Here is a 25,630-nt window from a genome sequence, read left to right on the forward strand (position 1 = left end):
GGCTCGGTCCTTGTTCGCGACTGCGGGGCTCGCAAAACCGGCTCACTCCTCGCGCTCACGAGCCCTCCGGGGGCGGCTCGACGACCTGGCGGCCCTGGCCGGACACCGGGCAGCTGGTGCGTACCGGGCAGACCCGGCACTTGGAGTTCGCCACGGCGGCGAACGTCGACGCGGCCATCGTGTCCGCGGTACGGCGCACCAGCGCGGTGGCCCACCCGGCCTCCGGGCCCTCCCCGGCCGCGGCCTGGGTCTGCTCCTTGGCGTCCCGCGCGCCGGTGCCGAGCTGCACCAGCGCGGCCCCGCCCGGTTCCTCGCCGAACTCGGCGAACCCGCCCGCCTCCACCGCCGCCTGGTACGCCCCGAGCTGCGGATGCTCGGCCACCTCCCGCTCGGTGACCGCCGTCGACTTGCCGGTCTTCAGGTCGATCACGACGAGCCGCCCCTCGTCGTCGACCTCCAGCCGGTCGACCCGGCCGGTCAGCTGGATCGGGCGGGACGGGTCGTCGAGGCGGACCGCGAACTCGTGCTCGATCGCGAGCAGCCGGCGGGGGTTGCCGGCCAGCCAGCGCAGCAGCTTGTCCACCATCGCCTCGGCGCGCTGCCGCTCCGGGCCGGCCATCCACCGCGCGGCCAGCTCGATCGCGTCGAACCGGGCCGCCACGTACTCCAGCAACGCCTCCCGGTCGACGCTGGCGTCCTCGGCCAGCATCGCCGCGGCGTGCACCAGGTTGCCGACGCCCTGCGCGGCGCTCGCCGGCCCGCTGCCGCCGTGCCGTTCGAGCAGCCAGCGCAGGCTGCACCGCAACGCGCTCTCCATGGCCGACGGGGTGACCCGCACCGGCTCGCCCTCGTCGACCAGCGGCCGGTCGTCGGAGAGGCCGCGCAACCCCCACCAGTCGTCCGGGTGCGCGCCGGGCACCCCGGCGGCGGCCAGCCGCGCCAGCTCACCCGCCGCCGCGTGCCGCCGGGTGATCGGCGTGGCCGGGTCGGTGACGGCGGTACGCAGCTCCGCCACCAGCGCGGACAGGGTGAGCCCACGCGGCGGCAGGGTGACCGGAAGCGCCGCGGGCGGCCCGTCCTGCGGATGGTCGTCCCCGTGCGGCACCGGCCCGTCCGCGGCTCGCCCGCGCGTGACCTGGCCCGCCGGACCGTTCCCGGCCGGGCCGGAGCCGGCCGGGGCCGGGCCGTCCGGCGCGGCGTGCTCCGGGCCGGTCGGGTTCGGACCGTTCGCGGCGTTCCCAGCCCGGTCAGCCGGGCCGGTCGGGCTGTTTCCGTTCGGAGCCGGACCGTTCGGGTTCGGGCCGGTCGGAGCCGGGCCGGTTCCGCCGGTGGCGGGTGGGTCGGCGGCGGCGAGTTCGTGCAGGAAGCGGCTCGGCTGCTCCTCGTGGTCGTCCCCGCCGACCGCCGCGGACGCGACAGCGGTGACCAGCAGCCGCCGTCGCGCCCGGCTGATCGCCACGTGGAACAGCCGCCGCTCCTCGTCCAGCAGCGCCGACGTCTGCCCGACCAGGCTGGCCCGCAGCCCGGCGCCGTCGGCGCGACCGGCGAGCACGTCGACGAGCCGCTCCGAGCCGAGCAGGCTGCCGCGCAGGCGCAGGTCCGGCCAGACGCCCTCCTGCACCCCGGCCACCGCGACCAGATCCCACTCCAGGCCCTTGGCGGCGTGCGCGGTGAGCAGGCGTACCGCGTCACCCCGGTCGGCGGCGGCGGCGAGCGTGTCGGCGGGCAGCTCCTGCCCGAGGACGTGGTCGAGGAACACCTCGGTACGCGCGCCGGGCAGCCGGTCGGTGAACCGGGCCGCCGCGTCGAAGAGGACGAGTACCGCGTCCAGGTCACGGTCGGCGGCCTCGGCCCGCCAGCGCTGGGCGGTCTCGTGCTCGCCGGTGGCCGCGCGTCCCCGGGTGATCGCACCGGCCCAGCGTTCGGCCAGCCCGCTCTCCCGCCACACCGCCCAGAGCACGTCCTCGACCGTGGCGCCGGGCCGGCCGGCCGTCTCCCGGGCGGTCGCGAGCAGGTGCGCCACGGCCTGCGCGGGAGCGGCCCAGCGACGCTCGATGGTGGCCAGTTCCGCCGGGTCGCGCAGCGCCTCCACCAGCAGCTCGCCGGAGGGACGGCGGTCGCCGCCGGCCAGCGCCAGCGCCCGCAGCCCCTGGCGCAGTCGCCGTTCGGCAAGCGGGTCGGCGCCGCCCAGCGGCGAGTGCAGCAACGCGACCGCCGACTCCTCGTCCAGCCGGTCGGGTTCGAGCGCGCAACGCAGCAGGAGCAGCAGCGGCGCGACCGCCGGCTGGAGGTGCAGCGGCAGGTCCTCGCCGTGCACGACGGTCGGCACACCGGCCGTGTGGAGCGCGCGCCGCAGCGACGGCAGTTGCCGGCCGGTGGAGCGGACCAGCACCGCCATCCGGGACCACGGCACGCCGTCGAGCAGGTGCGCCTCGCGCAGCGCGTGCGCCAGCCACGCCGACTCGCTGGTGGCGGACCGGAACGTCCGTACCTCCACCGATCCGGCGGGCGCGCCGGGAAGCGGGCGCAGCCGCCGGTGCGCCGCCGGGCCGCGCAGCCGACGGGCCAGCCGGGCGGTGGCCGCGAGCAGTTCCGGCCCGGCCCGGTACGAGGTGGTCAGCGTGACCTGCGCGGCCGGTGCACCGGAGGCGGTGCGGAAGCGGTGCGGGAACGTGGTGACGCCCGCCGGGTCGGCGCCGCGGAACGCGTACGTGGACGAGTCCGGGTCGGCGAACGCCACCAGGGACCGCCCGCCACCGGCCACCACGGCGAGCAGGTCGAGCTGGGCCGGGTCGGTGTCGGCCAGCTCGTCGACGTACACGTGGGCCAGCCGACGGCGCTCGGCGGCGAGCAGCTCGGGATCGTCGAGCAGCATGCCGGTGGCGGCGCGCACCAGCTCCGCCGGGTCGTACGCGACCGAGCCCCGGTTGCTCACGTCGCGCAGGGCGAGCACGGCGACGTACTCCCGCAGGAAGCGCGCGGCGGCCGGCCAGTCGGCGCGGCCCAGCTTCTCGCCCAGCCGGGCCAGTTCGACCGGGCCGACGCCGCGCTCCGCGGCACGCATCAGCAGGTCGCGGAGCTGCTGGGCGAACGCCCGGGTACGCAGCGCCGGGCGCAGATCCTCCGGCCAGCCGACCGGGTCGTCGCCGGGTTCATCCCCCACCACGTCGAGCAGCTCGCGGATGATCAGATCCTGCTCCGGGCCGGTGAGCAGCCGGGGCGAGGGCTCGCCGCGTTCGGCCGCCGCGCGGCGCAGCAGACCGAAGGCGTACGCCGGGAACGTGCGCACCAGCGGCTCGCGGACCACCCGGTGTCCGTCGCCGGCGATCCGCGCCTCGATCCGGTGGCGCAGCTCGGTGGCGCCGCGCCGGCCGAAGGTGAGCACGAGGATCCGCTCCGGGTCGACACCCTCGGCCACGCGGGCCCCGACCGCCTCGACGAGCGTCGTCGTCTTGCCGGTGCCGGGACCGCCCACGACGAGCATCGGCCCGTCGGTGTGCGCGACCACCTCGGCCTGCACCGGATCGGCCCAGCGCCCGATGTTCGTGCCCTGCCCGGCCGCGCTCGGCGGCGAGGCGCTGCCGGGTGAGGGCGCGCCGGTCGCCGTCTGCGACAGGGCGTTCCCGGGCGACGCGGCGGTCTCCGGGTGCGACAGGGCGTTCCCGGGTGGCGTGGCGGTCTGCGGGTGCGCGGCATCGCCCGCTGACCCCCCGGATCGCGGCTCCGCCTCGGCCGGCCCGCCGGGCCGACCCACCCCCTGCCCCGCCCCGGCGTCGTGGGTGACCCCCGCCCCCGCGCCGCCGGGCCGGCGCACCAACCGGTACGCCTGCATCACCGACATCCCACCACGCCGGTACGACACCCGGAAACCGGCCGCCGTCCCGCCCGTCACCAGCTCACCCGCATGCAGCGTGCACCGTTGCCGGGCTCCGCCCTCACGTCCGGCCCCCGACGTCCACGCCACTTCGGCGAAGTGGCGGCATCACACTCCTAGATCAACACCACCACGGGGAAACGGCCACATCACACCGGCCCCGAGACCACCAGCTCCCCGTACTGGTGTCGATCACGCACGGGCGGCCGACCGGGCGCGCGTCACGTGAGGCGGGCGTCGATCAGGTCCAGGGCGGCGGGGACGCTGTCGGCGACCATCAGCAGGTCCAGCGCGGCCGGCTTGAGGAACCGCTGCTCGCCGAGCCCGCGGATCCAGTCGAGCAGCGGCCGGTAGAAGCCGTCCACGTCGACGATCACCATCGGCTTGGCGTGCAGGGCCAGGGTGGCGGTGGTCCAGACCTCGAACAGCTCGTCGAGCGTGCCGAGGCCGCCGGGCAGCGCGACGAACGCGTCGGACTTCTCGTCCATCAGCGTCTTGCGGCTGGCCAGGCTGTCGGTGACCAGCAGCTCGTCGGAGTCCAGGTCGGCGACCTCCAGGTCGACCAGGGACTGCGGGATGACGCCGACGGTGCGACCGCCGGCCGCCCGCGCGCCCTGCACCACGGCGCCCATCATCCCGACGCAGCCGCCGCCGCTGACCAGCGTGTGGCCGCGCCGGGCCAGTTCCTCACCGGTCTCGGTGGCGAGCGCCAGCCAGCGGGTGTCGAGGGTACGGGAGGAGGCGCAGAAGACACAGACGTTCGCCACGGGTCAGCTCCGTCCCGCCGGGCCCTCGGGGGCGGCCTCGGCGGCGGCGCGCTGGTCGGCGGCCACCCGGGCGACCGCCTCCTCGCGGACCGCCTCCTGCTCGGCGGAGAGCACCGCCTCGGCCTCCACGATGTGCCGGACCGCCTCGTTGACGTCGTCGGTGAGGCGGATCAGGTCGAGGTCGGACGGGCCGATCTTGCCCTCGGCGGCCATGGTGCCGCCCAGCCAGTCGAGCAGCCCGCGCCAGTAGTCGGTGCCCATGAGCACGACCGGGAAGCGGGTCACCTTGCCGGTCTGCACCAGCGTGAGCGCCTCGAACAGCTCGTCCAGGGTGCCGAAGCCGCCGGGCAGCACCACGAACGCCTGGGCGTACTTGACGAACATCGTCTTGCGGGCGAAGAAGTAGCGGAAGTCGATGGCCAGGTCGACCCAGTCGTTGAGGCCCTGCTCGAACGGCAGCTCGATGCCGAGCCCGACGGAGAGGCCGCCGGCCTCACCGGCGCCCCGGTTGGCGGCCTCCATCACGCCGGGACCGCCGCCGGTGATCACCGCGTACCCGGCCCGGGCGAGTGCGCCGCCCAGTTCCTCGGCCATCCGGCACTCCGGGCTGTCCGGCTTGCTGCGGGCGGAGCCGAAGACGCTCACCGCCGGGGGCAGGTCGGCGAGGGTGTCGAACCCCTCGACGAACTCGGAGAGGATCCGCAGCGCGCGCCAGGCGTCCTTGGTCTTCCAGTCGCTGCGGCCCCGGGAGTCGAGCAGCCGCTGATCAGCTGTACTCGTCGGAATCGCCCGATTGCGCAGAGTAACCGCGCCGCGGTGCCGTTCTCCCCGGTTCCGCTCCTCCCGCTGGCCGTCCCCGGCCGACATTCCCCTGCTCTCGCCCATGGGGTCACCGTAGTAGAGCGGCTCCGGCCCGGCGCGCAGGCCCGGGAGCCGGAGAAATCTTTGGGATCCGGGCAACTAATTCGGTCGCACGTACGTCTTACTATTCACATACCCGGTATACCCCGGGCGACGCGCCTTCGGGGGAGGAGCCAGCGTTGATCAGTAACAGCGAGATGATCCGGATCCGCCGTCAGATGCAGCGGCGGATCCGTGACGTGGTGGCCGAGCGCCGCCGCGCCCGGATGATGGAGAGCCACCGGTCCGACCTGACCGGCGAGACCGGCGAGGCGGAAGCACCCCTGACGACGACCGTCTGACGATCACGGGGCCCGCGAGGCGGGCGCGGGCCCCGTGATCGCAGCGCGTCAGGCCGGGGCCAGCCAGCGGTGCAGCGTCGCCGCGCCGTCCCGGATCTTGGTCAGTTCGACGTGCTCGTCCTTGTGGTGCGCCAGGTTCGGGTCGCCGGGGCCGAAGTTCAGCGCCGGGATGCCCATGGCCGCGAACCGCGCCACGTCCGTCCAGCCCAGCTTGCCGATCGGCGCGGCGCCGACCGCCGCCAGGAACTCCTGTGCCGCCGGGCTCTCCAGTCCGGGCGGCGCACCGGCCGCCGCGTCGGTGACCTCCAGGTCGAAGCCGGCGAAGACCTCGCGCAGGTGCGCCTCGGCGCCCGCCGGGTCGCGGTCCGGGGCGTACCGGTAGTTGATCTCGATCTCGCAGCGGTCCGGGATGACGTTGCCGGCCACCCCGCCGGTGATCCGCACCGCGTTGAGGCCCTCGCGGTAGTCGCAGCCCTCGATCGTCACCCGGCGGGCCTCGTACGTGGTCAGCCGCCGCAGCACCTCGCTCGCGCCGTGGATGGCGTTCACCCCGTGCCAGGAGCGCGCCGCGTGGGCCCGCTCCCCGTGCGTGGTGACCACCGCCCGCATGGTGCCCTGGCACCCCGCCTCGACGATCCCGTACGTCGGCTCCAGCAGCACCGCGAAGTCGGCCTCCAGCCACTCGGGGTGGCTCTGCGCGACCAGGGTGAGGCCGTTGTACTTCGACTCGATCTCCTCGGCCTCGTAGAAGAAGTACGTGACGTCGTAACGCGGGTCGGGCAGCGTCACCGCCAGGTGCAGCGCGAACGCGACCCCGGACTTCATGTCGGAGGTGCCGCAGCCGTACATCAGGTCGCCGCGCATGGTCGAGGGGAAGTTGCCGTTGAGCGGGACGGTGTCCAGGTGGCCGGCGAGCACCACGCGCTGCGACCGGCCCAGGTCGGTACGGGCCATGACGGTGTTCGAGTGCCGGTAGGTGGTCAGGTGCGGCACACCGCGCAGCACCTCCTCGACGCAGTCGGCGATCGCCTTCTCGTTGAGGGACACCGACTCGATGTCGACCAGGGCGCGGGTGAGCGCCACCGGATCGGCCAGGACCTCGGGGGTCAACGGGTTCTGCATGTCTCGCACGGTACCGTCATCCTCGGTGGGCGCGAGGGACACGTGCCGCGCCCCCGGCCGCGAGCAGCGGCGGACGCCGCCGCCGGAGCAGAGAGGTGACACAGTGACGTCCGCACCATCCGCCTGGGGCATCGGCCTGGCCACCGTCACCGCACAGGACCAGGTGCTCGACACCTGGTACCCGACCGGCAAGCTGGGCCTGGGCGAGCTGCCGCTGGTGCCCGGCGAGGACCGTGCCGACGTGCTCGACCTGCCTCCGGGCGCGATCGGCGAGCGGGCGCTGCCCGGGTTGCGCACGGTCGAGGTGACCACGGTGATCGGCTCGCTCGACGACCCGATCAAGGACGCCGCCGACGCGTACCTGCGGTTGCACCTGCTCTCCCACCGCCTGGTGCGGCCCAACGAGCTGAACCTCGACGGCATCTTCGGCAAGCTGGCGAACGTGGCCTGGACGTCGGCCGGGCCGTGCCCGCCGGAGCGGGTGGACGAGCTGCGCGTCATCGAGCGGGCGGCCGGCCGTCACCTGGCCGTCTACGGGGTGGACAAGTTCCCCCGGATGACCGACTACGTGGTGCCGTCGGGGGTGCGGATCGCCGACGCGGACCGGGTCCGGCTCGGCGCGCACCTGGCCGCCGGCACCACCGTGATGCACGAGGGCTTCTGCAACTTCAACGCCGGCACGCTGGGCACCTCGATGGTCGAGGGCCGCATCGTGCAGGGCGTGGTGGTCGGCGACGGCTCCGACGTCGGCGCGGGCGCCTCGATCATGGGCACGCTCTCCGGCGGCGGCACCGACAAGGTGCGCATCGGCGAGCGCAGCCTGGTCGGCGCGAACGCGGGCATCGGCATCTCGCTCGGCGACGACTGCGTGGTGGAGGCCGGCTGCTACGTCACCGCCGGTTCCAAGGTCACGCTGCCGGACGGCCGGGTGGTCAAGGCCCGCGAGCTGTCCGGCGTCGACGGGCTGCTGTTCTGGCGCAACTCGGTGACCGGCGCGCTGGAGGCGAAGCCCCGCACCGGCCAGGGCATCACGCTCAACGCCGCGCTGCACGCCAACGACTGAGTCGTACCCCCGTCCGGGTCCGCGCTCACCGCGCGGACCCGGACGGCCGGCTCACCGCAGGCGGTACGCCTGGATGATCCGCTGGGTCACGGTGTTGCCGGCGTCGTCACGGGCGGTGGCCCGCAGTGACGCGTACCCCGGGCCGGCCGGGTGCCGGACGGTGGCCGTCCACGCCCCGCCCTGCTTCTTCAGCGCCGCCTTGCGCCAGGTCTTCCCGCCGTCGTACGAGACGTCGACGGTGAGCGCCACGACCCGGCCGGACGGCGCGCCGGGCTGGCGCTGCACCGTCACCGGCACGGTGAACGTCCGGCCCGCCGGGGCGGAGCTGTCCACCGCCAGCGGCGGGGTGAACCGGACCGCCATGGCGGGGAGACGGGCCGGCACGTCACCCGGAACCCGCTTGGATCGGAACGTCCAGCTCGCCGAGACCTCGGTGCTCAGGTCGGTGAAGCCGCGCGTCGCACTGGTCTCCAACCGGTAGTTCGCCGTTCCCGGCGGCAGCGTGAACTCGCCGTAACCCGGGTAGGGCGACTCGGCGAGCAGCTTGCCGTTGCGGTAGAGCCGCGTCTGCTCGGTGTCGTTCAGCGAGCCGCCCGGGTGCCCGGCCGCGTCGCTGTGCACCGGCAGCGAGACCACGAGGGTGTCGCCGGTACGGGTGATGCCCTGCTCCGGCCACCGCGGCTGCGGGAACGACGGGCCGAACGGGGCCTTGTTCCACTCGTCGCGGTAGGTGTGACCGGCCCGGTACCGGGTCGGCCCGGACTCCAGCACCGCCCGCGGCTGCAACCAGCCGTCCTCGTCCCGCTCACCGAAGGCCAGTTCGACGCTCCAGCGGGTCCGGTTGGTGGTGAGGTGGTCGATCCGCTTGCCTGGCACCTGGACGGGCAGGATGACCGCCGAGCCGCCCATGTTGTAGTCGGGCTCCGGGTACACGACCAGTTCGTTGTCCATCCCGGTGTATCCGGCGGCGAACCGGTTGGCGACGGTGGCCAGGTCGGCGGGCCGGTAGTTCCGGACGAAGCCGGTCGGGAAGCGGCCCGGGAACAGCTCGTTCAGTCCGTAGAAGTACGGGCTGCGCTCGGGCGCGGTCGGCTCGGCCCACTGGCTGGCGAGCGAGCCGACGAACACCTTGTCGGAGACGCTGCGGCCGACCTGGGCCGAGTAGAGGCCCTCGAACTTGTCGGTCCAGAGCCCGAAGCTGGCGTAGTAGTCGTCGAATCCCCAGGCCGCTGTGAAGTCGATCAGCAGCGGCGCCGCGCCGCGCTGCGGCACCGTGGTGCGCACCGGCTTCGCCCGCCGGGCGTCCAGCACGAGCCGCTGGTTCCCGGTCACCACCAGTTCCGGCTGGGCGAGGAAGGAGACCTCCGACCAGCCCTGGTCGCCGTCCACGATGATCAGGCTCTGCACGCCGTACCGGCCCTTGGGCACCCGGAGCCGGGCCTCGCCGTCGGCGTCGTACACGTCGCGGTAGCTGCCGTCGTCGAGCCCGAGCAGGCTCGTGTAGTAGCCGTCGGTCAGGGCGCCGGAGCGGTCGCGGTGCGTGACGGTCAGGTCGTAGCTCTCCACCTCGCGGTCGACCGCGAGCGGGGTCACCGCCACGGCGTCGCCGGCGCGGGCGAGCAGGCGGCCCGTCCAGTAGCCGTCGGCGCCGCCGAGCCGGGTGTCCACCACGACCGTCACCTGGGCGGTGCCGCCCGCGGGGACGGTGAGCCGGGAGGTGCTGAGCGTGAGCATGCCGGCCGGTGCGGCCCGCCCGCCCGGCCCGGTGAACTCGGTGCTGAGATCCAGCGTGAGCGGGGCGTTCCCGCCGTTGCGGTAGGTGACGGTCCGGCTGATCGGCTGGTCGTCGGTGTGCGGCCAGGTCGCCACGCCGAACGAGACGGACGCCGGTTCGCTCGTCACCTGCTGGGTGATCGCACGGGCGAGGTCGACCCGGCCCGCGCCCTGCTGGAACGCGGTCTGCTCCGGGTGCGGCTTCGCCGAGGCCATCAGCGTCGCCTTGTAGCGGCCGGGCGTCCAGCCGGGGTGCTGCTGGGCGAGCAGCGCGACCGCGCCGGCCACATGCGGGGTGGCCATCGACGTGCCGGACAGCGAGGCGTACCGGTCCCCCACCGGGTCGCCGATCTGGCCGTTCGCGGCCCGTGCGGCCACGATCTCCACGCCGGGCGCGGTGATGTCGGGCTTGATCGCCCCGTCGCCGACGCGGGGACCGCGGCTGGAGAAGTCGGCGAGCGCGTCGTCCCGGTCCACCGCGCCGACCGCGAGCGCGGCGTCGGCGGTGGCCGGCGAGCCGACCGATCCGTCGGCGCCGTCGTTGCCGGCCGCGATCACAAAGAGCGTCCCGTGCTGCTCGGTGAGCGTCCCGACCGCCTCCTCCAGCGGGTCCACCTCCGGGGAGTCGCCGCCGCTGAGGCTCATGTTGACCACCGTGGCGTGCTGCTCGGCCGCGGCCCACTGCATGCCGGCCAGGATGGCCGACTCGGTGCAGCCGTAGACCTCGCAGACCTTCCCGGACAGCAGCGTGGCGTCCGGCGCCACGCCACGGTACTTCCCGCCCGAGGCGGCGCCGCTGCCGGCGATGGTGGAGGCCACGTGCGTGCCGTGCCCGACGATGTCGTCCGGGTCCGCCTCCTCGGTGAAGTTGCGCGACTCGGCGACCTTGCCGGCCAGGTCCGGGTGGGTGAGGTCGACGCCGGTGTCGAGCACCGCGACCCGCACGCCCTTCCCGGTCCAGCCGGCCGCCCAGGCGGTCGGCGCGCCGATCTGCGGCACGCTGTGGTCGAGCGTCACCCGCCGCCGGCCGTCGAGCCAGATCCGGTCGACACCCCCCGCCGCGTCGAGCCGGGCGCCGGAGCGGTCCGCGCTCACCGCCTTCCAGAGCGCGCCGGTGTCGCCCTTGTCGGCGACGACGGCCGCGCCGTCGATCGCCGGCAGGTCGCGGATCACCCGGGCGCCGGCGAGCGGGGCCGCCGTCCGCCGGGCCACCCCCGGCCGGTACGACACGAGCAGCGGTACGGTGCCGCGGCGCGCGTCGTCGTAGCCGGCCTCGATCAGCCCGGTCACGTCGAACAGCCGCCGGTCGAGCTTGCCCGCGCGGATCAGCGGGAGCGCGTCCTGTGGCAGCACGGTGAGCCGGTCGCGCTCCCGCCCGACCACGAACTGGATGCCGGCGCGGCCGGCGCCGGGGCGTACCGCGGCACGGCCGCCGGGGGCGACGCTGACCCGGTCGCCGGTGATCAGGGTGACGGTGACCGGGTGGGCGCCGGGCTGGGCGGACGGCCCGGTACGGGCGGACGGGCCGGTCGGCGCCGTGGGCGCGGCGGCCAGCGCGGGCACCGGCAGGCCGAGCGCCAGCGCCAGGCCGAGGCCGAGCGCCGTCAGCTTTCTGCGGTTCCGGAGCAACCTTCCTCCTTCGTCGGACGTTTCATCGATGAGAGACACATCGACGCGGGTATAAGAATTGCATACCGGGTATGCAACGGGAAGTCGCCGATCCGACGGAACCACCACCCCGTTCCCGGCCCGGCCGGGACGATCGAGCGATGACCTCCATGAAGGACCGGATGCTGGCCGGCGAGCAGTACATCGCCGACGACCCCGCGATCATCGCCGACCTGGAGCGCGCGGCCCGGCTCGGCGAACGCTTCAACCGCAGCTCCGCCGACGACCCGCCGGGCCGCCTCGCCGCCCTACGCGAACTGCTCGGCTCACTCGGCGAGGACGCCTGGGTCCGGCCGCCGCTGTACTGCGACTACGGACACCGGACGCACATCGGCCCGCGCACCTTCGTCAACTTCAACGCGGTCTTCCTCGACGTCGCCCGCATCACCATCGGCGCGGACGTCCAGATCGGACCGAACGTGCAGCTGCTCACCGCCACCCACCCGGTGGAGCCGGAGGCGCGCCGGGCGAAGTGGGAGTCGGCCCAGCCGATCACCATCAGTGACAACGTCTGGCTCGGCGGGGGCGTGATCGTGCTGGCCGGAGTGACCATCGGCGAGAACACGGTGGTCGGCGCCGGTGCGGTGGTCACGCGCGACCTGCCGGCCAACGTGGTGGCGGTGGGTAACCCCGCTCGCCCGATCAGGAGCCTCACTCAACCGTCCTGAGCTGCGGGAACCACCGTTCCAGCGGATGCGGACTCCCGACCCGTCGCGCACTCTGGGTAGTAGGGCGTTTACCGGGAGGCACGATGGAACGGGTCCTCGAACTGCGGGTGCACGGGGTCTCCAACACCCCGCCGGATCAGCTGCTCGGCCTGACCGCCGGCGTCAACGGTGACGGTGCGCAACCAACGCTGGTCGCCGGTGGTCAGGTGACCGGCTTCTACCGGTCGAGCACCGCGGGCCGGGACGACCCGATCACGGTCGAGGCGTACAGCTGGGGGCAGTTGACCTCCGGCGCGCGGACCCGGCGGGACGTGGAACGGGCGCTGTGGACGCTGATGCTCCCTTTCGCGCTGGCGAACGTCGCGCTGCACGCCCGCGCCGGCATCCCGCCCGACCCGGACCAGGAACGCTGGGCCAGCCGGTCCGGCATCACCGCCTGGCTCATCCGCCTGTTCTGCCTGAGCCTGACCTGCACGCTCGTTCTCACCCTGACCGGCGTCGGAGTGGATCTGATCGGCTGGCAGTGCGTGGAGGCGGACTGCCTCGGCCGGCTCCCCGGCCCGTGGGAGGTCCTCGGCGACTCCTGGTGGCGCGCGGACACCCGGGCACTCGCGCTCGGGCTGCTGCTGCCACTGCTCGTGCTGGCCGCGATCGGGCTCGTCGCCTTCCGCACCTACCAGTACGAGGCGCAGATGCCCGCCGACCCGCACCACCACGCACCGGCCCGGGAGGGCGGGGAGCCGGTCGAGCGACCGGACCCGCGTGAGCCCCCGCAGAACCCGCTCCAGGACCCGACGTTCTGGAACGGGGAGGGGCAACTGCGCCGGGCCGCCGTGCTGCACCTGTGCACGGGGGCGGTCAGCGCCGCCGCCGTACCGGTCGTCGCGGTGCTGATCATGGACCCGCCGCGCGGTGTGCGGGCCGCCGTCGCCTGGCCCACCGTGGCGCTGCTCGCCGCCGTGGTGGTGATCGCCGTGGTGGCGGTCGCCCGGCCGTGGCTGAGCCGGCGCCAGGGCGCCACCCCGCTCGGCCGGTGGAGCGCGGCGGTCGCGACGCTCACCGCGCTCGGACTGATCGGCTCGTTCGTCCTGCTGCTGCTCCCCGACGGGGCGGCCGGGCAGCCGCTGTCGACGTACCGGCCGCCGGGCGGATGCGCCGCGCAGCCGGACACCGCCGGCTGTCACGCCGACCGGTCCCTGCCCGGGTACGACACCGCGATCGCCTGGCTCATCGCGTACCAGGTGCTGTTGCTGCTCGCCATCGCCGCGGCGAACCGCTCCGGCCGCCGGGCGCTGGCCGGACCCGGCGCGGGGATGCTGCTGCTGCCGCTCGGTGCGGCCTGGATCGAACGCGGCCTGCCCGCGCTGCCCGCCGCGCCGGACCAACTGCGTACCTGGATGCTCGTCGGCCCGGCCGTCGCGCTGGCCACCGCCGGACTGTTCCTGCCCCGCCTGCGGCCGGCGGTGCCGACCCAGCCGCTCGGCGCGTACACGGATCTGGCCTGGCGGGGCTGCGCCCCGGCGGTCATCGCCGGGTTCGGCTGGATGATGGCGGTGGCCTACTGCGCCGGGCTGCTCTACTGGGTCAGCGACCGGCTCGACGCGTCCGCCGAACCGAGCGGCCCGAGCCGCGTCGTGCCGCCACTGGCCGTCTTCTGGGCCGGGCTGGCCTGCGCGATCGGCCTGGCCGCGCTGATCGGGCTGCTGATCCGGGCGGTCGTCCTGCTGCAGCGCCTGCGCCGGGTCGAGTACGCCCGGCTGGCCGCCACACCCGGCCTGTCCGCGCACGACCTGCGGCGCTGCCGCGACGTCAGCACCTACCGGGCGCTGCACCGGCTGGTCGGCGAGCACGCGGTACGGCTGATGGGCGGCTACGCCGCGTTCTGCGCGGTCCTGGTCACCCTCTGCTGCGCCGCCGCGCTCTCCGGCGAACGGCCCAGCCCGCTGTCCCCCTCCGGCTGGCAGACCGCCATCCACTGGACCGCCGAACGGGGCGACGCCATCCTCGGCTGGCTGCCGGTGGTGATGGCGGCGCTCGGGCTGCTCGTCTACCGGACCGACTCGGTCCGCCGCTCGGTCGGCGTGATCTGGGACGTGTGCACGTTCTGGCCCCGGGCCGCGCATCCGCTCGCGCCGCCCAGCTACGCCGAACGCGCCGTACCGGAACTCCAGACCCGGGTGGCGGGGCTGCTGGCGCTGCCGCCGCACCACGGCGACCGGATGGACGGCGTCATCCTCTCCGGGCACAGCCAGGGCACCGTCATCTGTGCCGCGGTGCTGCTGCAACTGCCCCGCCGGTGGCGGCTGCGGACCTGGTTCTTCTCCTACGGCTGCCAGCTCACCCGGCTCTACGGGCGGATCTTCCCGTCCTACTTCGGGCCGGAACGGCTGCGGGCGCTGGCCGGCGCGCTCACCTGGCCCGGCGGGCACGTGGCCTGGACGAACTTCTGGCGGGACACCGACCCGCTGGGCTGGCAGGTCAGCGCCGGTCAGCGGGACGTGCCGGTGACCGACCCGGAGGCGCTGCACCCGTCCGGCGGCGAGGTGGCCGACCCGCCCATCCGTAGCCACAGCGGCTACCCCGAGGCGGTGGAGTTCACCCGGGAGCGGGCGGTGGTGGCCCGGCTGCTGCGCCGTACCGTGCCGTCACCGCGGCAGCGGACCGGCTGACCCGGCCCCGGCGTCACGCCTGCGGCGGGTCGGCCAGGCGTACCACCAGGTCGGCGTGCCCGGCCGTGCCGACGACCCGCCGCGCGTTCTCCTCGTCGCTGCCGAGTGCCCAGGCACGGGCCTGCTCCGGCGACTTCCCGTACGCCTCGTGCCGCGCGGTGAGCCGGCGCAGCCGCAGCTCCGCGTCCAGGTCGAGGAACCAGATCTGGTGTACGAGCGTGCGCACCTCCTCCCACGGGTCGTCCCGCAGCAGCAGGTAGTTGCCCTCGGTGACCACCAGGCGCACCTCGGGCGGCACCTCGATCGCCCCGGCGACCGGTTCCTCCAGGTCGCGGCGGAACTCCGGCGCCCACACCGACGTCGGTTCCAGCCGGCGCAACCGGCGCAGCGTGGAGACGAAGCCGTTGACGTCGAACGTGTCCGGTGCGCCCTTGCGGTCGGCCCGGCCGAGCCGCGCCAGCGCCGACCCGGCCAGGTGGAAGCCGTCCATCGGGACCAGCCGGGCGGCCGGGCCGAGCGCGGCCACGATCCGTTCCGCCAGCGTGGACTTGCCCGCCCCGGGTGCCCCGGCGATGCCGAGCAACTGGCGCGGGCCGTCCTCGGCCAGCGCGCGGGCCCGGGCGACCAGCTCGTCGAGCGGGAGCGTCTCCGCCGCCGGCATCAGCCCAGCACCGGCTCGCTGATGGTGAACCGCGCCTCGACCGCCGCGTGCACCGGCTGCGGTGCCGGGTCCAGCTCCAGCTCCGGTTGCTCGCCGGAGCGCGTGTACGCCGCCTTGACCATCATCGGCGGGCCGGCGCTCATCCCGGTGTCGGACAGCTCCCGCAACGCGATCACCCGGGCGCCGAGCGCCTCGGCGTACTCCCGGGCCCGGACCAGCGCGTCGGCGATCGCGGCCTGCCGCGCCTCGCGGTAGGCCGGACTGTCCGGCCGCAGCGACCACACGGGCCCGGCCACCTCGACCTGCTCCTGGTCGGCCAGGCGGAGCATCAGGTCACCGAGCACCGTGAAGTCGGTGGTCGTCACAGTGGTGCTCACGCTGCCCTGGTAGGCCACCACCCGGTCGCCGGAGCGCTTCGTCACCGGCCACACGTGGACCTGGCCGGTCTCCCGGCGCTCCACCGCCGGCTCGGCCGCGTCGAGCAGCGCCCGCACCGCGGCGGCCCGTTCGGCCAGCCGGGTCAGCGTGGCCTCCCGGTCCCGGTCCCGCACCGTCGCCGTCACGGTGAACCGGGCCAGCTCGGGAGCCACCTCCCGGTACGCCTCACCGCGTACCGCCACGACCGGTGCGTCCGCCATGCCGCTCAGCCTAACGGCGGTGTGGCCGGCAGGTGCCCCATGTAGGTGACCGCGCCGGCCGTCTCCCGGACCTCGCTCAGGTGGCCGCCCGCCGCGCCCAGCTCCCGCAGGTACGCCAGCTCGCCCGCGTGGTCGGCGGCGGCCGGGAACTCCCGCCGGTGTGCGGTGAACGTACGAGCCCGCAGCGTGGAGCGGACGTCCCGTCCCTCGGCGAACCGGTCGGCCAGCGCGCCGGCGTCGCCACCGCGCAGCGCCTCGGTCAGCTCGTCCAGGAACGCGCCGAGCGCGTCCAGCTCGGCGAGCACGCGGTCCCGGTTGCCGAGCAGCATGTTCGCGGTCCGCTCGGGCGGCCCACCGGCGACCCGGGTGCCGTCGGAGAAGCTGCCGGCGGCGAGCGTCAGCACCGCGTCCCGCAGCGCCGACCGGTGCACGGTGCCGGCCAGCGCGCCGGCCAGCACGTGCGGTACGTGCGAGGCGAGCGCGGCGGCGCCGTCGTGCTCCGGGGCGGACATGGGCACCACCCGGGCGTGGAAGACGTCCACCAGCAGCACCGCCAGCCGCCGGAACGCGCCCAGGCCGGTCGGCCCCGGGCAGAGCACCCAGGCGGCGCCGTCGAGCAGGTCCGGGCTGGCCGCGCCCGCTCCGGCCCGGTCGGCGCCGGCCATCGGGTGGCCCGGCACGAAGCGGTGCCCGAGCCCCTGGACGGTGGCCGCGGTGCTCACCTCGGCCTTGACGCTGCCCACGTCGGTGAGCACGCAGCCGTCGTCGGTCACGGCGGCGACCCGGGCCAGCGTCGTCGGCAGCGTGGGCAGCGGGCCGCAGAGGAACACCACGTCCCGCCCGGTGACCGCCTCCTCGACCGTGTCGGGCGCGTCGACGCCCCGGTCGCGTACCTGCCGGCGGGCGGCCGGATCCGGATCCCAGCCGGCGACGTCGAACCCGGCGTCGCGCAGCCGCAGCAGCACCGAACCGCCGATCAGCCCGGTGCCGACCACCGCCGCCCGCGCCAGCCCGCCCGCCACGTCAGAACCCGGCGAGCCGCCCGGCCACCGCGTCCACGTGCTCGTCGGACTCGGTGAGCGCCACCCGGACGTGCCGGGCGCCGGCCGGGCCGTAGAAGACACCGGCGGCCACCAGGATGCCCCGGCGGGCGAGCCGGTCCACCGTCTCCCAGCAGTCCTCGTCCCGGGTGAGCCACAGGTAGAGCCCGGCCTCCGAGTGCTCGACTGTGAAGCCGGCGCCGGTGAACGCCGCGCGCAGCTTCTCCCGCCGGACGCGGTAGCGCTCCCGCTGGGCGTCGGCGTGCTCCTGGTCGCCGAGCGCGGCCACCATGGCGGCCTGCACCGGGGCCGGCACGATCAGGCCCGCGTGCTTGCGGATCTTCAGCAGCTCGGCCACCAGCGCCGGGTCACCGGCGACGAACCCGGCCCGGTAGCCGGCCAGGTTGGAGCGCTTGGACAGCGAGTGCACCGCCAGCACGCCGTCGTACGAGCCGCCGCACACCTGCGGCGAGAGCACCGAGACGGGCTCGGCGTCCCAGCCCAGCGGCAGGTAGCACTCGTCGCTGGCGACCACCGCTCCGCGCTCGCGCGCCCACTCGACCACCTTGCGCAGGTGGGCGGCGGGCAGCACGCGGCCGGTCGGGTTGCCCGGCGAGTTGACCCAGACCAGGCGGACCCGGGGATCCGGGCCCAGCGCGGTCAGCGAGTCGGTGCGTACCGTCGTCGCACCGGCGAGCCGGGCCCCGTCCTCGTACGTCGGGTAGGCGACCGACGGCACCACGACCACGTCACCGGGGCCGAGCCCGAGCAGCGTCGGCAGCCAGGCCACCAGCTCCTTGGAGCCGATCGTCGGCAGCACGCCCAGGCCGTCGACGCCCGCGCCGCAGGCCCGCGCGACCCAGGCCGCGATCGCGTTCCGCAGGGCGGGCGTACCGGCGGTGAGCGGGTAGCCCGGCGCGTTCGACGCGTCGGCCAGGGCCTGGCGGATCAGCTCCGGCACCGGGTCGACCGGCGTGCCCATCGACAGGTTGATGAGACCGTCCGGGTGCGCCGCGGCCGTGGCGGCCGCGGCGTCCAGGGTGTCCCAGGTGAAGTCGGGCAGCCGTGCCGAGACCGGCGTGCGCCGGTTCAGTGGCCCTCGCCGCGCGGCGGCTGCGCGGCGACGAAGGTGGCGTCCTTCTCCACCTTGCCGATCTTCGAGGCGCCACCGGGCGAGCCCAGGTCCTCGAAGAACTCGTAGTTGGCCCCGGTGTAGTCCTTCCACTGCTCCGGGACGTCGTCCTCGTAGAAGATCGCTTCGACCGGGCAGACCGGCTCACAGGCACCACAGTCGACGCACTCGTCGGGGTGGATGTAGAGCATCCGGTTGCCCTCGTAGATGCAGTCGACCGGGCACTCCTCGATGCATGCCTTGTCGAGCACATCCACGCACGGCTCGGCGATGATGTAGGTCACCGGTCTTCTCCTCCGCAAGACTCGTCGCGATCAACCGCAACGGTAAGAGCCTAGTATCTCGCCGGGGAGGGGGTCGATCGTGCTCCGACAGCAGGACGTGGGACACCGGATCGTGGTCCGCCGGATTGTGGGGATTCGCGAGGGCCGCACGCTGTTCTCCGACGCGCTCGGCGAGCTCGTGGAGCTGAGCGAGACCCACATCACGCTCTCCACCGACGCCGGGCCGCTGCGCGTACCGGTGGCCGAGGTGCACCGGGCCAAGCGGGTGCCGCCGGCCCGCCGGCCCACCGCCGCCGCCGTGGTCGCGCTGGAGCTGGCCGCCGACGAGGCGTGGCCCGCACCGGTACGCGGACGGCTCGGCGACTGGCGGCTGCGCTGGGCCGACGGCTGGACCGGGCGGGCGAACAGCGCGCTGCCGGTGGGCGACCCGGACCGCCCGCTGCCCGCCGCGCTGGACGCGGTGCAGCGCTGGTACGCCGAGCGCGGCGGGCCCGCGCTGGTGAACACCCCGCTGCCGCTGGCCGCCCCGGTCGGCGCGGAGCTGGACGCGCGCGGCTGGACGTCCCGGCCCCCGGTGCTGGTGCAGACCGTCCCGCTGCGCACCCTGACGGCGTCGCCGGCCGCACCCCTGTCGGCCACCGCGCCGCCGGCCGCCGACGTGCCGCCGGTGAGGCTCGCGGACGCGCCCGCCGACGACTGGCTGGTGATCGCCGCCGGCCGCAAGGGCGGGTTGCCGGACGCCGCCCGGCAGGTGCTCAACGGGACGCCCCGGGTCCGCTTCGCCGAGCTGCGCGAGGACGGCCGGCTGCTCGCGGTCGGGCGGGGCACCGTGACCGGCGGGGGTCGCTGGCTCGGCGTCAGCCTGCTGGAGACGGTGCCGCAGGCACGCCGCCGAGGGCTCGCCGCCGCTGTCGTACGCGCGCTGGCCGGCTGGGGCGCCGCCGAGGGCGCCTCCCACGCGTTCCTCCAGGTGGAACAGAGCAACACCGGCGCTGTGGCGCTCTACCGAGGGCTCGGTTTCACCACCCACCACACCTACCTGACCCGGGTCGCCCCGGCGGCCTGAGCGGCGCTCCGGTCAGCGCCGGACGATCTTGCGAGGGCGGGTGCGCTTCATCTCGGCGTACCGCTTGAGCTGACGGGACCGGTAGTCCCGGCCCAGCGCGGTCAGGATCAGGTAGCCGACCAGCACGCCCGCCGCGGTGGCCGCGAGATAGAGCCAGATCTGGGCGAAGAAGAGGCCCGCACCGCCGCCGAACGGGTTCTCCCCGACCAGCAGCGGGCCGACGAACACGGTGAGCGCCAGCGCGACCGCGACGGCGGCGGCCAGGTCGCCGGCCCAGCGGCCCAGCGGCCGGTCGGCGCCCCACCGGAACGCGGTGCCGGCCAGGATCAGCCCGATGACCAGGAACATGGCGAGCGAGACGCGGCCGGAGGCGGTGTCGTCGTCCGGGAACGCGAATCTGATGACCAGCCGGGCCACCACGTTCACGCCGAACAACGCGGCCGCCAGCACGCCTACCGCACGCCACCGCTGAGTCATCGCACGCCTCCCGCCGTACCGCCCGCTCCCTCGGCGGGCCTCTTGGCAGGAATGTCTACCACCGCGAGCTGTGCGGCGTCAGCACCTCACCGTGCGTCCGGTGGTGTCACCAGGTGCCGGAAGCCCAGTACCGCGAACGTGACCGCGCCGGCCACGATCAACGCGAGGCCGAGCACGTTGTCACCGGCGAGCGCCAGGTCGCCCTCGACGGTCCGGAAACCCCCCACCACGATCACCAGGAACCACGGCAGCGCGCCGAGCGCCACCGCCCAGCGCGTACCCGTCGACCGGTGGGCGAACCGGCCCAGCAGCACCGTCGTGGCCACCACGGCGACGACGCCGGCGGCCACCAGGCCGACCCCGAGAAGGGCCCGCAGCCCGCCGGAGCGGCCCTGCACCGTCTCCCAGGCCCAGGTCGCGAAGATCAGGTCGAGCAGCGCCAGCAGGACGCCGGCCCAGACCGTGACGACGCCGCCGGCCACCCGCAGGGCGCGGTCGAGCACCCGCTCCGCCGGGCTCGGCGTCGCGGGCGTCGGCGGCTGCTCGGGAAGGGTCGACACGGGTACGGCCGGCAGCGTCACCGGAGACCGGCCGCCGCGACCGGGGACCGCTGCGTGCCGTCCAGGGCGATCCCGGCGAAGAGGTCGTCCTCCCAGCCGTACGGGCCGGCGCCCGGGCCCTTCTCGCCGACCGCGAGCGTGAAGTACTCCACGCCCATGAACTCGCCGCCGAAGTTGCCGGCGATCGAGTAGAGCCAGGAGTTGGCCGGGATCTGGGTGGCGTGGGCGCGCATCGCCGCCTCCTTGGCGGCGTGCTGGTCGGTGCCGTCGATCCGGGCGGCGATCTCCGCGTCCGGCGTGCCGAACGGCAGCTCGTCGGCGCTCTCGATGCCGGCGAACGGGTTGTCCGAGGACTCGGTGAACGTCTCCAGGCCCGCGTCGAGCACGCTGCGCGGCATGGCCGTCCAGTAGACCTTCGCCGGGGCGATCCCCTCGGCCGCGGCCAGCTCCACCGCCCGCATCGCCACCCGGTGCGCCTGGATGTGGTCGGGGTGGCCGTAGAAGCCGTCCGGGTCGTACGTGACGAGCACCTGCGGGCGGACCTCGCGGATGACCTCCACCAGGTAACCGGCGGCGACGTCCAGGTCGGCCTGCCAGAACGCCCGCGGGTGCTCGTTGGTGGTCAGGCCCATCATCCCGGAGTCACGGTAGCGGCCCGCGCCACCGAGGAACCGGTGGTCGGTGACGCCGAGCGCGGCGCACGCCGCGGCCAGCTCGCCGATCCGGTAGCCGCCGAGCTGGTCCGCCTCGGCCGCGCAGAGCTGGGCCAGGGCCGGGACGTGGATCTCGCCCTCCTCGCCCAGCGTGCAGGTGACGAGCGTGACGTGGGCGCCGGTGGCGGCGTAGTGCGCCATCGTCGCGCCGGTGCCGATCGACTCGTCGTCGGGATGCGCGTGGACCAGCAGGAGGCGTCGGTCGGGCAGGGTCGTCACGCCCGTCACTCTAACCGGCGGTCCTGCCCGCTCGACGGTGATGCGTCCGCCCAGGTCGGCCACATCACCCCCGGCGCCCGCCTACTCTGCAGGCGTGGACTTTCCCGAGCTGGCCGCCCGTACCCGTCGGTTCAGCCACGGGGCGCCGCGCGCCGTCGCCGTCGCGGGTGACGGTGCCCGGGTGATCTTCCTGCGTTCCGCGGGACCGGAGGACCCGGCCGACGCGCTCTGGCTGCTCGACGTCGACAGCGGCGAGGAACGACTGGTCGCGGACCCGGCGGTGCTGCTGGGCACCGACGCCGAGCCGGCCCGCCTCGCCCCCGGTGAGCGGGCGCTGCGCGAGCGGCTGCGGCTCAGCTCCGGCGGCATCGGCTCGTACGCGCTGGACTCGGCCGGCCGGGTCGCCGCGTTCGCGCTGGCCGGGCGGCTGTTCCGGGCCGACCTGGTGCACGGCGACGTGGTCGAGGTGGCGGCCGTCGGGCCGGTGATCGACCCGCGGCCCGACCCGGCCGGTGAGCGGCTGGCTTACGTCACCGACGCCGCCGAGGGGGTGCGCCGGGGCCAGTTGCGGGTGGTGGAGCCGGACGGTACGGACAACCTGCTCGCCGGTGAGGACAGCGGCGTCACCTGGGGGCTGGCCGAGCACATCGCGGCCGAGGAGTTCCACCGCTACCGGGGCTACTGGTGGGCGCCGGACGGCCGCAGCGTGCTGGCCGCCCGGGTCGACGAGTCCCGCCTGGAACGCTGGTACCTGCACGACCCGGCCGACCCGGCGAGCCCGCCGACGTCGCTCGCGTACCCCGTGGCCGGCGGGCCGAACGCGGAGGTCAGCCTGCACCTGCTCGACCTCGACGGCGGCTGGGTCGACGTGCACTGGGACCGGGAGACCTATCCGTACCTGAGTTCGGTGGACTGGACCGAGGGCGGGCCGCTGATCACAGTGCTGCGCCGCTCGCAGCAGCACGGCCTGGTACTCGCGGTGGACCCGCGCACCGGGGAGACGCAGGTGCACGCCGAGCTGGCCGATCCGCGCTGGGTGGAGCCGATCCCCGGCACCCCGGCGCACCTGCCCGACGGGCGGGTGCTGGTCGGTGGCGAGCTGGCCCACGACGGGTACGACGCGCGCTGCCTGTTCGCCGACGGCACGCTGCTCACCCCACCCTCGCTGTACGTGCGGCGGGTCGTCGGGCGGCTGCCGAACGGCCCGAACGCGGCGGCGGACCTGCTGGTGGAGGCGAGCGAGGGCGAGCCGAGCCAGCGCCACCTCTACCGGGTGCGGACCACCATCGGTGGCGGCATGGACGCCCGCCGGATGGGTAGCGACCCGGGCTGGCACACGGCCTCGATCGGCGGATCCACACTGGCCGTCGGCATCGCGTCGCTGGAGCACGCCGGGGTCCGCTGGCGGGTGTGGCACGGCGACCGCGAGGTGGGTGAGCTGCGCTCGTTCGCCGCCACCTGCTCGTACGCGCCGCGGCCGACGATGGTCCGGGTGACCGACCGGCGGCTGCCCAGCGCGGTGCTCTACCCGGCCGAGCACGTCAAGGGCACCCGGCTGCCGGTGCTGCTGGACATCTACGGCGGGCCCGGCCACCAGGAGGTGGTGGCGGCCCGCAGCGTCTGGCTGGAACGGCAGTGGTGGGCCGAGCAGGGCTTCGCGGTGGTCACCATCGACAACCGGGGCACCCCGGGCATCGCGCCGTCGTTCGAGAAGGCGATCCACCGCCGGGTCGCGGACGTGATCCTGACCGACCAGGTGGACGCGCTCACGGCGCTCGCCGACAAGCACCCGGATCTGGATCTGGAGCGGGTGGCGGTGCGCGGCTGGTCGTTCGGCGGCTGGCTGGCCGGGCTGGCGGTGCTGCGCCACCCGGAGTTGTTCAAGTGCGCGATCGTGGGCGCGCCGGTCACCGACTGGGCGCTGTACGACACCGCGTACAGCGAGCGCTACCTCGGCATGCCGGACGACGGGATGGACGTCTACGCCCACCACTCGCTGGTCGAGCTGGCGGCCGAGCCGCTCGGCGACCCGGCGCAGGCCCGGCCGATGCTGCTGGTGCACGGCCTGGCCGACGACAACGTGCTCGCCGCGCACACGCTGCGGCTGTCGGCGGCGCTGCTGGCGACGGGCCGCCCGCACGCGGTGCTGCCGCTGACCGGCGCGAGTCACCTGGCCGCCGGCGGGGTGTCGGAGCGCCTGCTCCGGCTGGAGCTGGACTTCCTGCGCCGCTACCTGTGAGGAAGGGCCCCTCGACGAGGGGCCCTTCCGTCAACCACAGGTGTGGCTACTGCTTGACGTACGCGTTGACGAAGCTGGGCCAGCCGAAGATGCTGCCGATGAAGAGGCCGCCGGCCTTCTCACCGTGGGCCACGGAGACCACCTCGTTGTAGAGCGGCACCGCGGGCGCCGACTCCTTCATCAGCTTCTCGTCCAGCTTGCTCCACTCGTCGGCCTGCTTGGCCGGGTCGAGGGCGAGCACCCGGTCGAACTCGGCGTTGATCGCCTCGCTGTTGAGCTGGGAGGTGTTGCTGTTGCCCTCGGCCTTGAGGCCGCGACCGTCGAAGAGCACCGGCAGGACGGAGGCGCCGCTGGGCCAGTCGGCCGCCCACGAGTCGACCCAGATGTCCCACGGGTTGTCCTTCTTCTTCACGAAGTCGAGGTAGCCGTCGGCGGGGATCGGCTTGACCGTGACCGTGAAGCCGGCCTTCTCCAGCGCGTTCTTGACCTGGGTGGCGGTCTCCTGCTGCCAGGTCTCGTCCCCGGTGCCGAGCACCAGGTTGACCGACTTGCCGCCCAGCGCCTCCTTCGCCTTCGCCGGGTCGCCGCTCTCACCGGCCGGGTACGCGTCGAACTTCTTGTACCCGAGCGTGGTCGGGGGCAGCAGCGTGGTCAGCGGCATGGCGCCGTACGGGCCGCCGAGGTTCTTGGTGATGCTGCTGCGGTCGATCGCGTAGTTGATCGCCTGCCGCACGGACAGGTCGGTGACGCGGGTGGTGTTGATGGTCAGCCGGAACACGTTCGGCGTCGCGGCGACGATCATCCGCGCCTTCAGCGCCGGGTCACCGGTGATCTTCGCGAGCAGTTCGGACGGCACGCCGCCGCTGGCCACCGCCGCCGCGTCGTTGCCGGTGCCGGCGAGGACCCGGTTGGTCTGGGTGTTCTGGTCCGCGCCGAGGGTCCAGACGAACTTGTCCGGGTACGCGTGCCGCACCGCGTCGGTGGCCGGGTCCCAGTTCGGGTTGCGCTCCAGCACCATCTCCACGCCGGGCTGGATCTTGGTGAACCGGTACGGCCCGGACGAGAACGGCATGTTGTCCAGGTTGACGCCGGTGTCCTTGTCCGGCGGCAGCGGCGCGGTGGCCGGGAGCGACACCGCGAACGGCAGGTCGCAGCGGGGCTTGTTGAACTCGAAGCGCAGCGTGCGCGGGTCCGGCGTGGTCAGGCCCGGCGGCAGCGAGGTCTTGTTCTTCTTGAAGTCCCACTTGGTGTCGTACTGCGGGGTGTCGGCCAGCCACTCCTGCAGGTAGGTGGGGCCGCCGGTCAGGTCCGGGTCGAACGAGCGGGCGATGCCGTACGCGATCTCCTTGGAGGTGATCGGGCGGCCGTCCTCGAACTTGACGCCCTCCTTGATCGTGAACTCCCAGACCTTGCAGTCGTTGTTCACGTTCTTGCCGGGCGTCTCGGCCAGGTCGCCGACCAGGGTGACGTTGCCCTTGCCGTCGTCCTTGAAGGTGGTGAGGAAGCGGGCGTAGAGCTGGCTGCCCATCAGGCCGGCGAACGAGTAGACCCGCTGCGGGTCCAGGTGGGAGATCTTGCTCTCCCGCAGGATGTAGAAGGTCCCACCCTTGGCCGCGCCCGGCACCTCGGCCGCGGGGCCGAGCGAGTCCTTCGGGTCGGTCGCGATGGCGCCGCTGCGGGGCTTGTTCGTGTCCACGCTGTCGCCGCTGTCGCCGGTGTTCTTGCTGCACGCACTGAGGGCGACCACCAGTGCCATCGCGCCGCCCATGGCGGTGGCGAGTCTTGCTCGCATACT

20 protein-coding genes are annotated in these 25,630 nt (G+C 74.5%); 6 read left to right on the forward strand and 14 right to left on the reverse strand.

Annotated features, from left to right (window positions below; all coding sequences use genetic code 11):
- Positions 1 to 55: 55 nt before the first annotated feature.
- The 3 genes from M8C11_RS23005 to M8C11_RS23015 all read right to left on the reverse strand — a co-directional run bounded on the left by M8C11_RS23005 (position 56) and on the right by M8C11_RS23015 (position 5,508).
- Entirely contained in the window at positions 56 to 3,892 is a 3,837-nt protein-coding gene (locus tag M8C11_RS23005; protein ID WP_374668952.1) for an ATP-dependent helicase, read from the reverse strand.
- A 203-nt stretch (positions 3,893 to 4,095) separates the two neighbouring features.
- Positions 4,096 to 4,641, reverse strand: coding sequence for a TIGR00730 family Rossman fold protein (locus M8C11_RS23010; protein WP_252453002.1), 546 nt, complete (start codon positions 4,639 to 4,641; stop codon positions 4,096 to 4,098).
- A gap of 3 nt (positions 4,642 to 4,644) precedes the next feature.
- Positions 4,645 to 5,508 (reverse strand): TIGR00730 family Rossman fold protein, encoded by an 864-nt coding sequence (locus M8C11_RS23015; protein WP_374668970.1) that lies wholly within the window; start codon positions 5,506 to 5,508, stop codon positions 4,645 to 4,647.
- A 173-nt stretch (positions 5,509 to 5,681) separates the two neighbouring features.
- On the opposite strand from M8C11_RS23015, the gene M8C11_RS23020 reads away from it, so the two are divergent.
- Complete coding sequence (locus tag M8C11_RS23020; RefSeq protein WP_162959305.1) at positions 5,682 to 5,843, forward strand: hypothetical protein; 162 nt, start codon at positions 5,682 to 5,684, stop codon at positions 5,841 to 5,843.
- A gap of 48 nt (positions 5,844 to 5,891) precedes the next feature.
- Here the strand turns inward: M8C11_RS23020 and dapE are convergent, their stop codons facing one another.
- Positions 5,892 to 6,965, reverse strand: a complete 1,074-nt coding sequence (gene dapE, locus M8C11_RS23025) for a succinyl-diaminopimelate desuccinylase (protein WP_252453008.1) — start codon at positions 6,963 to 6,965, stop codon at positions 5,892 to 5,894.
- 103 nt (positions 6,966 to 7,068) lie between these two features.
- On the opposite strand from dapE, the gene dapD reads away from it, so the two are divergent.
- A complete protein-coding gene (dapD, locus tag M8C11_RS23030) occupies positions 7,069 to 8,028 on the forward strand; it encodes a 2,3,4,5-tetrahydropyridine-2,6-dicarboxylate N-succinyltransferase (RefSeq protein ID WP_120573234.1) in 960 nt (319 codons plus the stop codon).
- Positions 8,029 to 8,079: 51 nt separating this feature from the next.
- Here the strand turns inward: dapD and M8C11_RS23035 are convergent, their stop codons facing one another.
- On the reverse strand, positions 8,080 to 11,430 hold the full coding sequence (locus M8C11_RS23035; RefSeq protein WP_252453011.1) for a S8 family serine peptidase: 3,351 nt from the start codon (positions 11,428 to 11,430) through the stop codon (positions 8,080 to 8,082).
- 140 nt (positions 11,431 to 11,570) lie between these two features.
- Between M8C11_RS23035 and M8C11_RS23040 the strand changes: the two genes are divergently transcribed.
- Positions 11,571 to 12,137: a sugar O-acetyltransferase gene (locus tag M8C11_RS23040; RefSeq protein ID WP_121683492.1), complete on the forward strand. Its 567-nt coding sequence runs from the start codon at positions 11,571 to 11,573 to the stop codon at positions 12,135 to 12,137.
- Positions 12,138 to 12,220: 83 nt separating this feature from the next.
- Positions 12,221 to 14,806: a hypothetical protein gene (locus M8C11_RS23045; protein WP_252453012.1), complete on the forward strand. Its 2,586-nt coding sequence runs from the start codon at positions 12,221 to 12,223 to the stop codon at positions 14,804 to 14,806.
- Positions 14,807 to 14,819: 13 nt separating this feature from the next.
- Here M8C11_RS23045 and M8C11_RS23050 read toward each other — a convergent pair whose 3' ends face one another.
- From M8C11_RS23050 to fdxA, 5 genes are read right to left on the reverse strand one after another with little or no spacing between them, the layout of a single operon-like run.
- A complete protein-coding gene (locus M8C11_RS23050) occupies positions 14,820 to 15,467 on the reverse strand; it encodes a nucleoside/nucleotide kinase family protein (protein ID WP_252453014.1) in 648 nt (215 codons plus the stop codon).
- Positions 15,467 to 16,105, reverse strand: a complete 639-nt coding sequence (locus M8C11_RS23055) for an SIMPL domain-containing protein (RefSeq protein ID WP_252453016.1) — start codon at positions 16,103 to 16,105, stop codon at positions 15,467 to 15,469. The genes M8C11_RS23050 and M8C11_RS23055 overlap by 1 nt, the downstream gene beginning before the upstream one ends.
- Positions 16,106 to 16,110: 5 nt before the next feature.
- Positions 16,111 to 17,127 (reverse strand): prephenate dehydrogenase, encoded by a 1,017-nt coding sequence (locus M8C11_RS23060; RefSeq protein ID WP_252453018.1) that lies wholly within the window; start codon positions 17,125 to 17,127, stop codon positions 16,111 to 16,113.
- Between the two features lies 1 nt (position 17,128).
- On the reverse strand, positions 17,129 to 18,238 hold the full coding sequence (gene dapC, locus M8C11_RS23065) for a succinyldiaminopimelate transaminase (protein ID WP_305884559.1): 1,110 nt from the start codon (positions 18,236 to 18,238) through the stop codon (positions 17,129 to 17,131).
- Positions 18,235 to 18,561, reverse strand: coding sequence for a ferredoxin (gene fdxA / locus M8C11_RS23070; RefSeq protein ID WP_007464872.1), 327 nt, complete (start codon positions 18,559 to 18,561; stop codon positions 18,235 to 18,237). The genes dapC and fdxA overlap by 4 nt, the downstream gene beginning before the upstream one ends.
- Before the next feature lie 79 nt (positions 18,562 to 18,640).
- On the opposite strand from fdxA, the gene M8C11_RS23075 reads away from it, so the two are divergent.
- Positions 18,641 to 19,627: a GNAT family N-acetyltransferase gene (locus M8C11_RS23075; RefSeq protein ID WP_252453020.1), complete on the forward strand. Its 987-nt coding sequence runs from the start codon at positions 18,641 to 18,643 to the stop codon at positions 19,625 to 19,627.
- 12 nt (positions 19,628 to 19,639) lie between these two features.
- Here the strand turns inward: M8C11_RS23075 and M8C11_RS23080 are convergent, their stop codons facing one another.
- From M8C11_RS23080 to mshB, 3 genes are all read right to left on the reverse strand, one after another.
- Positions 19,640 to 20,104 (reverse strand): hypothetical protein, encoded by a 465-nt coding sequence (locus M8C11_RS23080; protein WP_252453022.1) that lies wholly within the window; start codon positions 20,102 to 20,104, stop codon positions 19,640 to 19,642.
- 86 nt (positions 20,105 to 20,190) lie between these two features.
- A complete protein-coding gene (locus tag M8C11_RS23085) occupies positions 20,191 to 20,685 on the reverse strand; it encodes a hypothetical protein (RefSeq protein WP_121683498.1) in 495 nt (164 codons plus the stop codon).
- Positions 20,682 to 21,605, reverse strand: coding sequence for an N-acetyl-1-D-myo-inositol-2-amino-2-deoxy-alpha-D-glucopyranoside deacetylase (mshB, locus tag M8C11_RS23090; RefSeq protein WP_199733075.1), 924 nt, complete (start codon positions 21,603 to 21,605; stop codon positions 20,682 to 20,684). Before mshB ends, M8C11_RS23085 begins: the two co-directional genes overlap by 4 nt.
- A gap of 85 nt (positions 21,606 to 21,690) precedes the next feature.
- On the opposite strand from mshB, the gene M8C11_RS23095 reads away from it, so the two are divergent.
- Entirely contained in the window at positions 21,691 to 23,835 is a 2,145-nt protein-coding gene (locus M8C11_RS23095; RefSeq protein ID WP_252453024.1) for a prolyl oligopeptidase family serine peptidase, read from the forward strand.
- A 46-nt stretch (positions 23,836 to 23,881) separates the two neighbouring features.
- Here the strand turns inward: M8C11_RS23095 and M8C11_RS23100 are convergent, their stop codons facing one another.
- Positions 23,882 to 25,627, reverse strand: coding sequence for an ABC transporter substrate-binding protein (locus tag M8C11_RS23100; protein WP_252453026.1), 1,746 nt, complete (start codon positions 25,625 to 25,627; stop codon positions 23,882 to 23,884).
- Between the last annotated feature and the right edge of the window lie 3 nt (positions 25,628 to 25,630).

The organism is Micromonospora sp. CPM1, from assembly GCF_023896895.1.
Classification (GTDB): domain Bacteria; phylum Actinomycetota; class Actinomycetes; order Mycobacteriales; family Micromonosporaceae; genus Micromonospora; species Micromonospora tulbaghiae.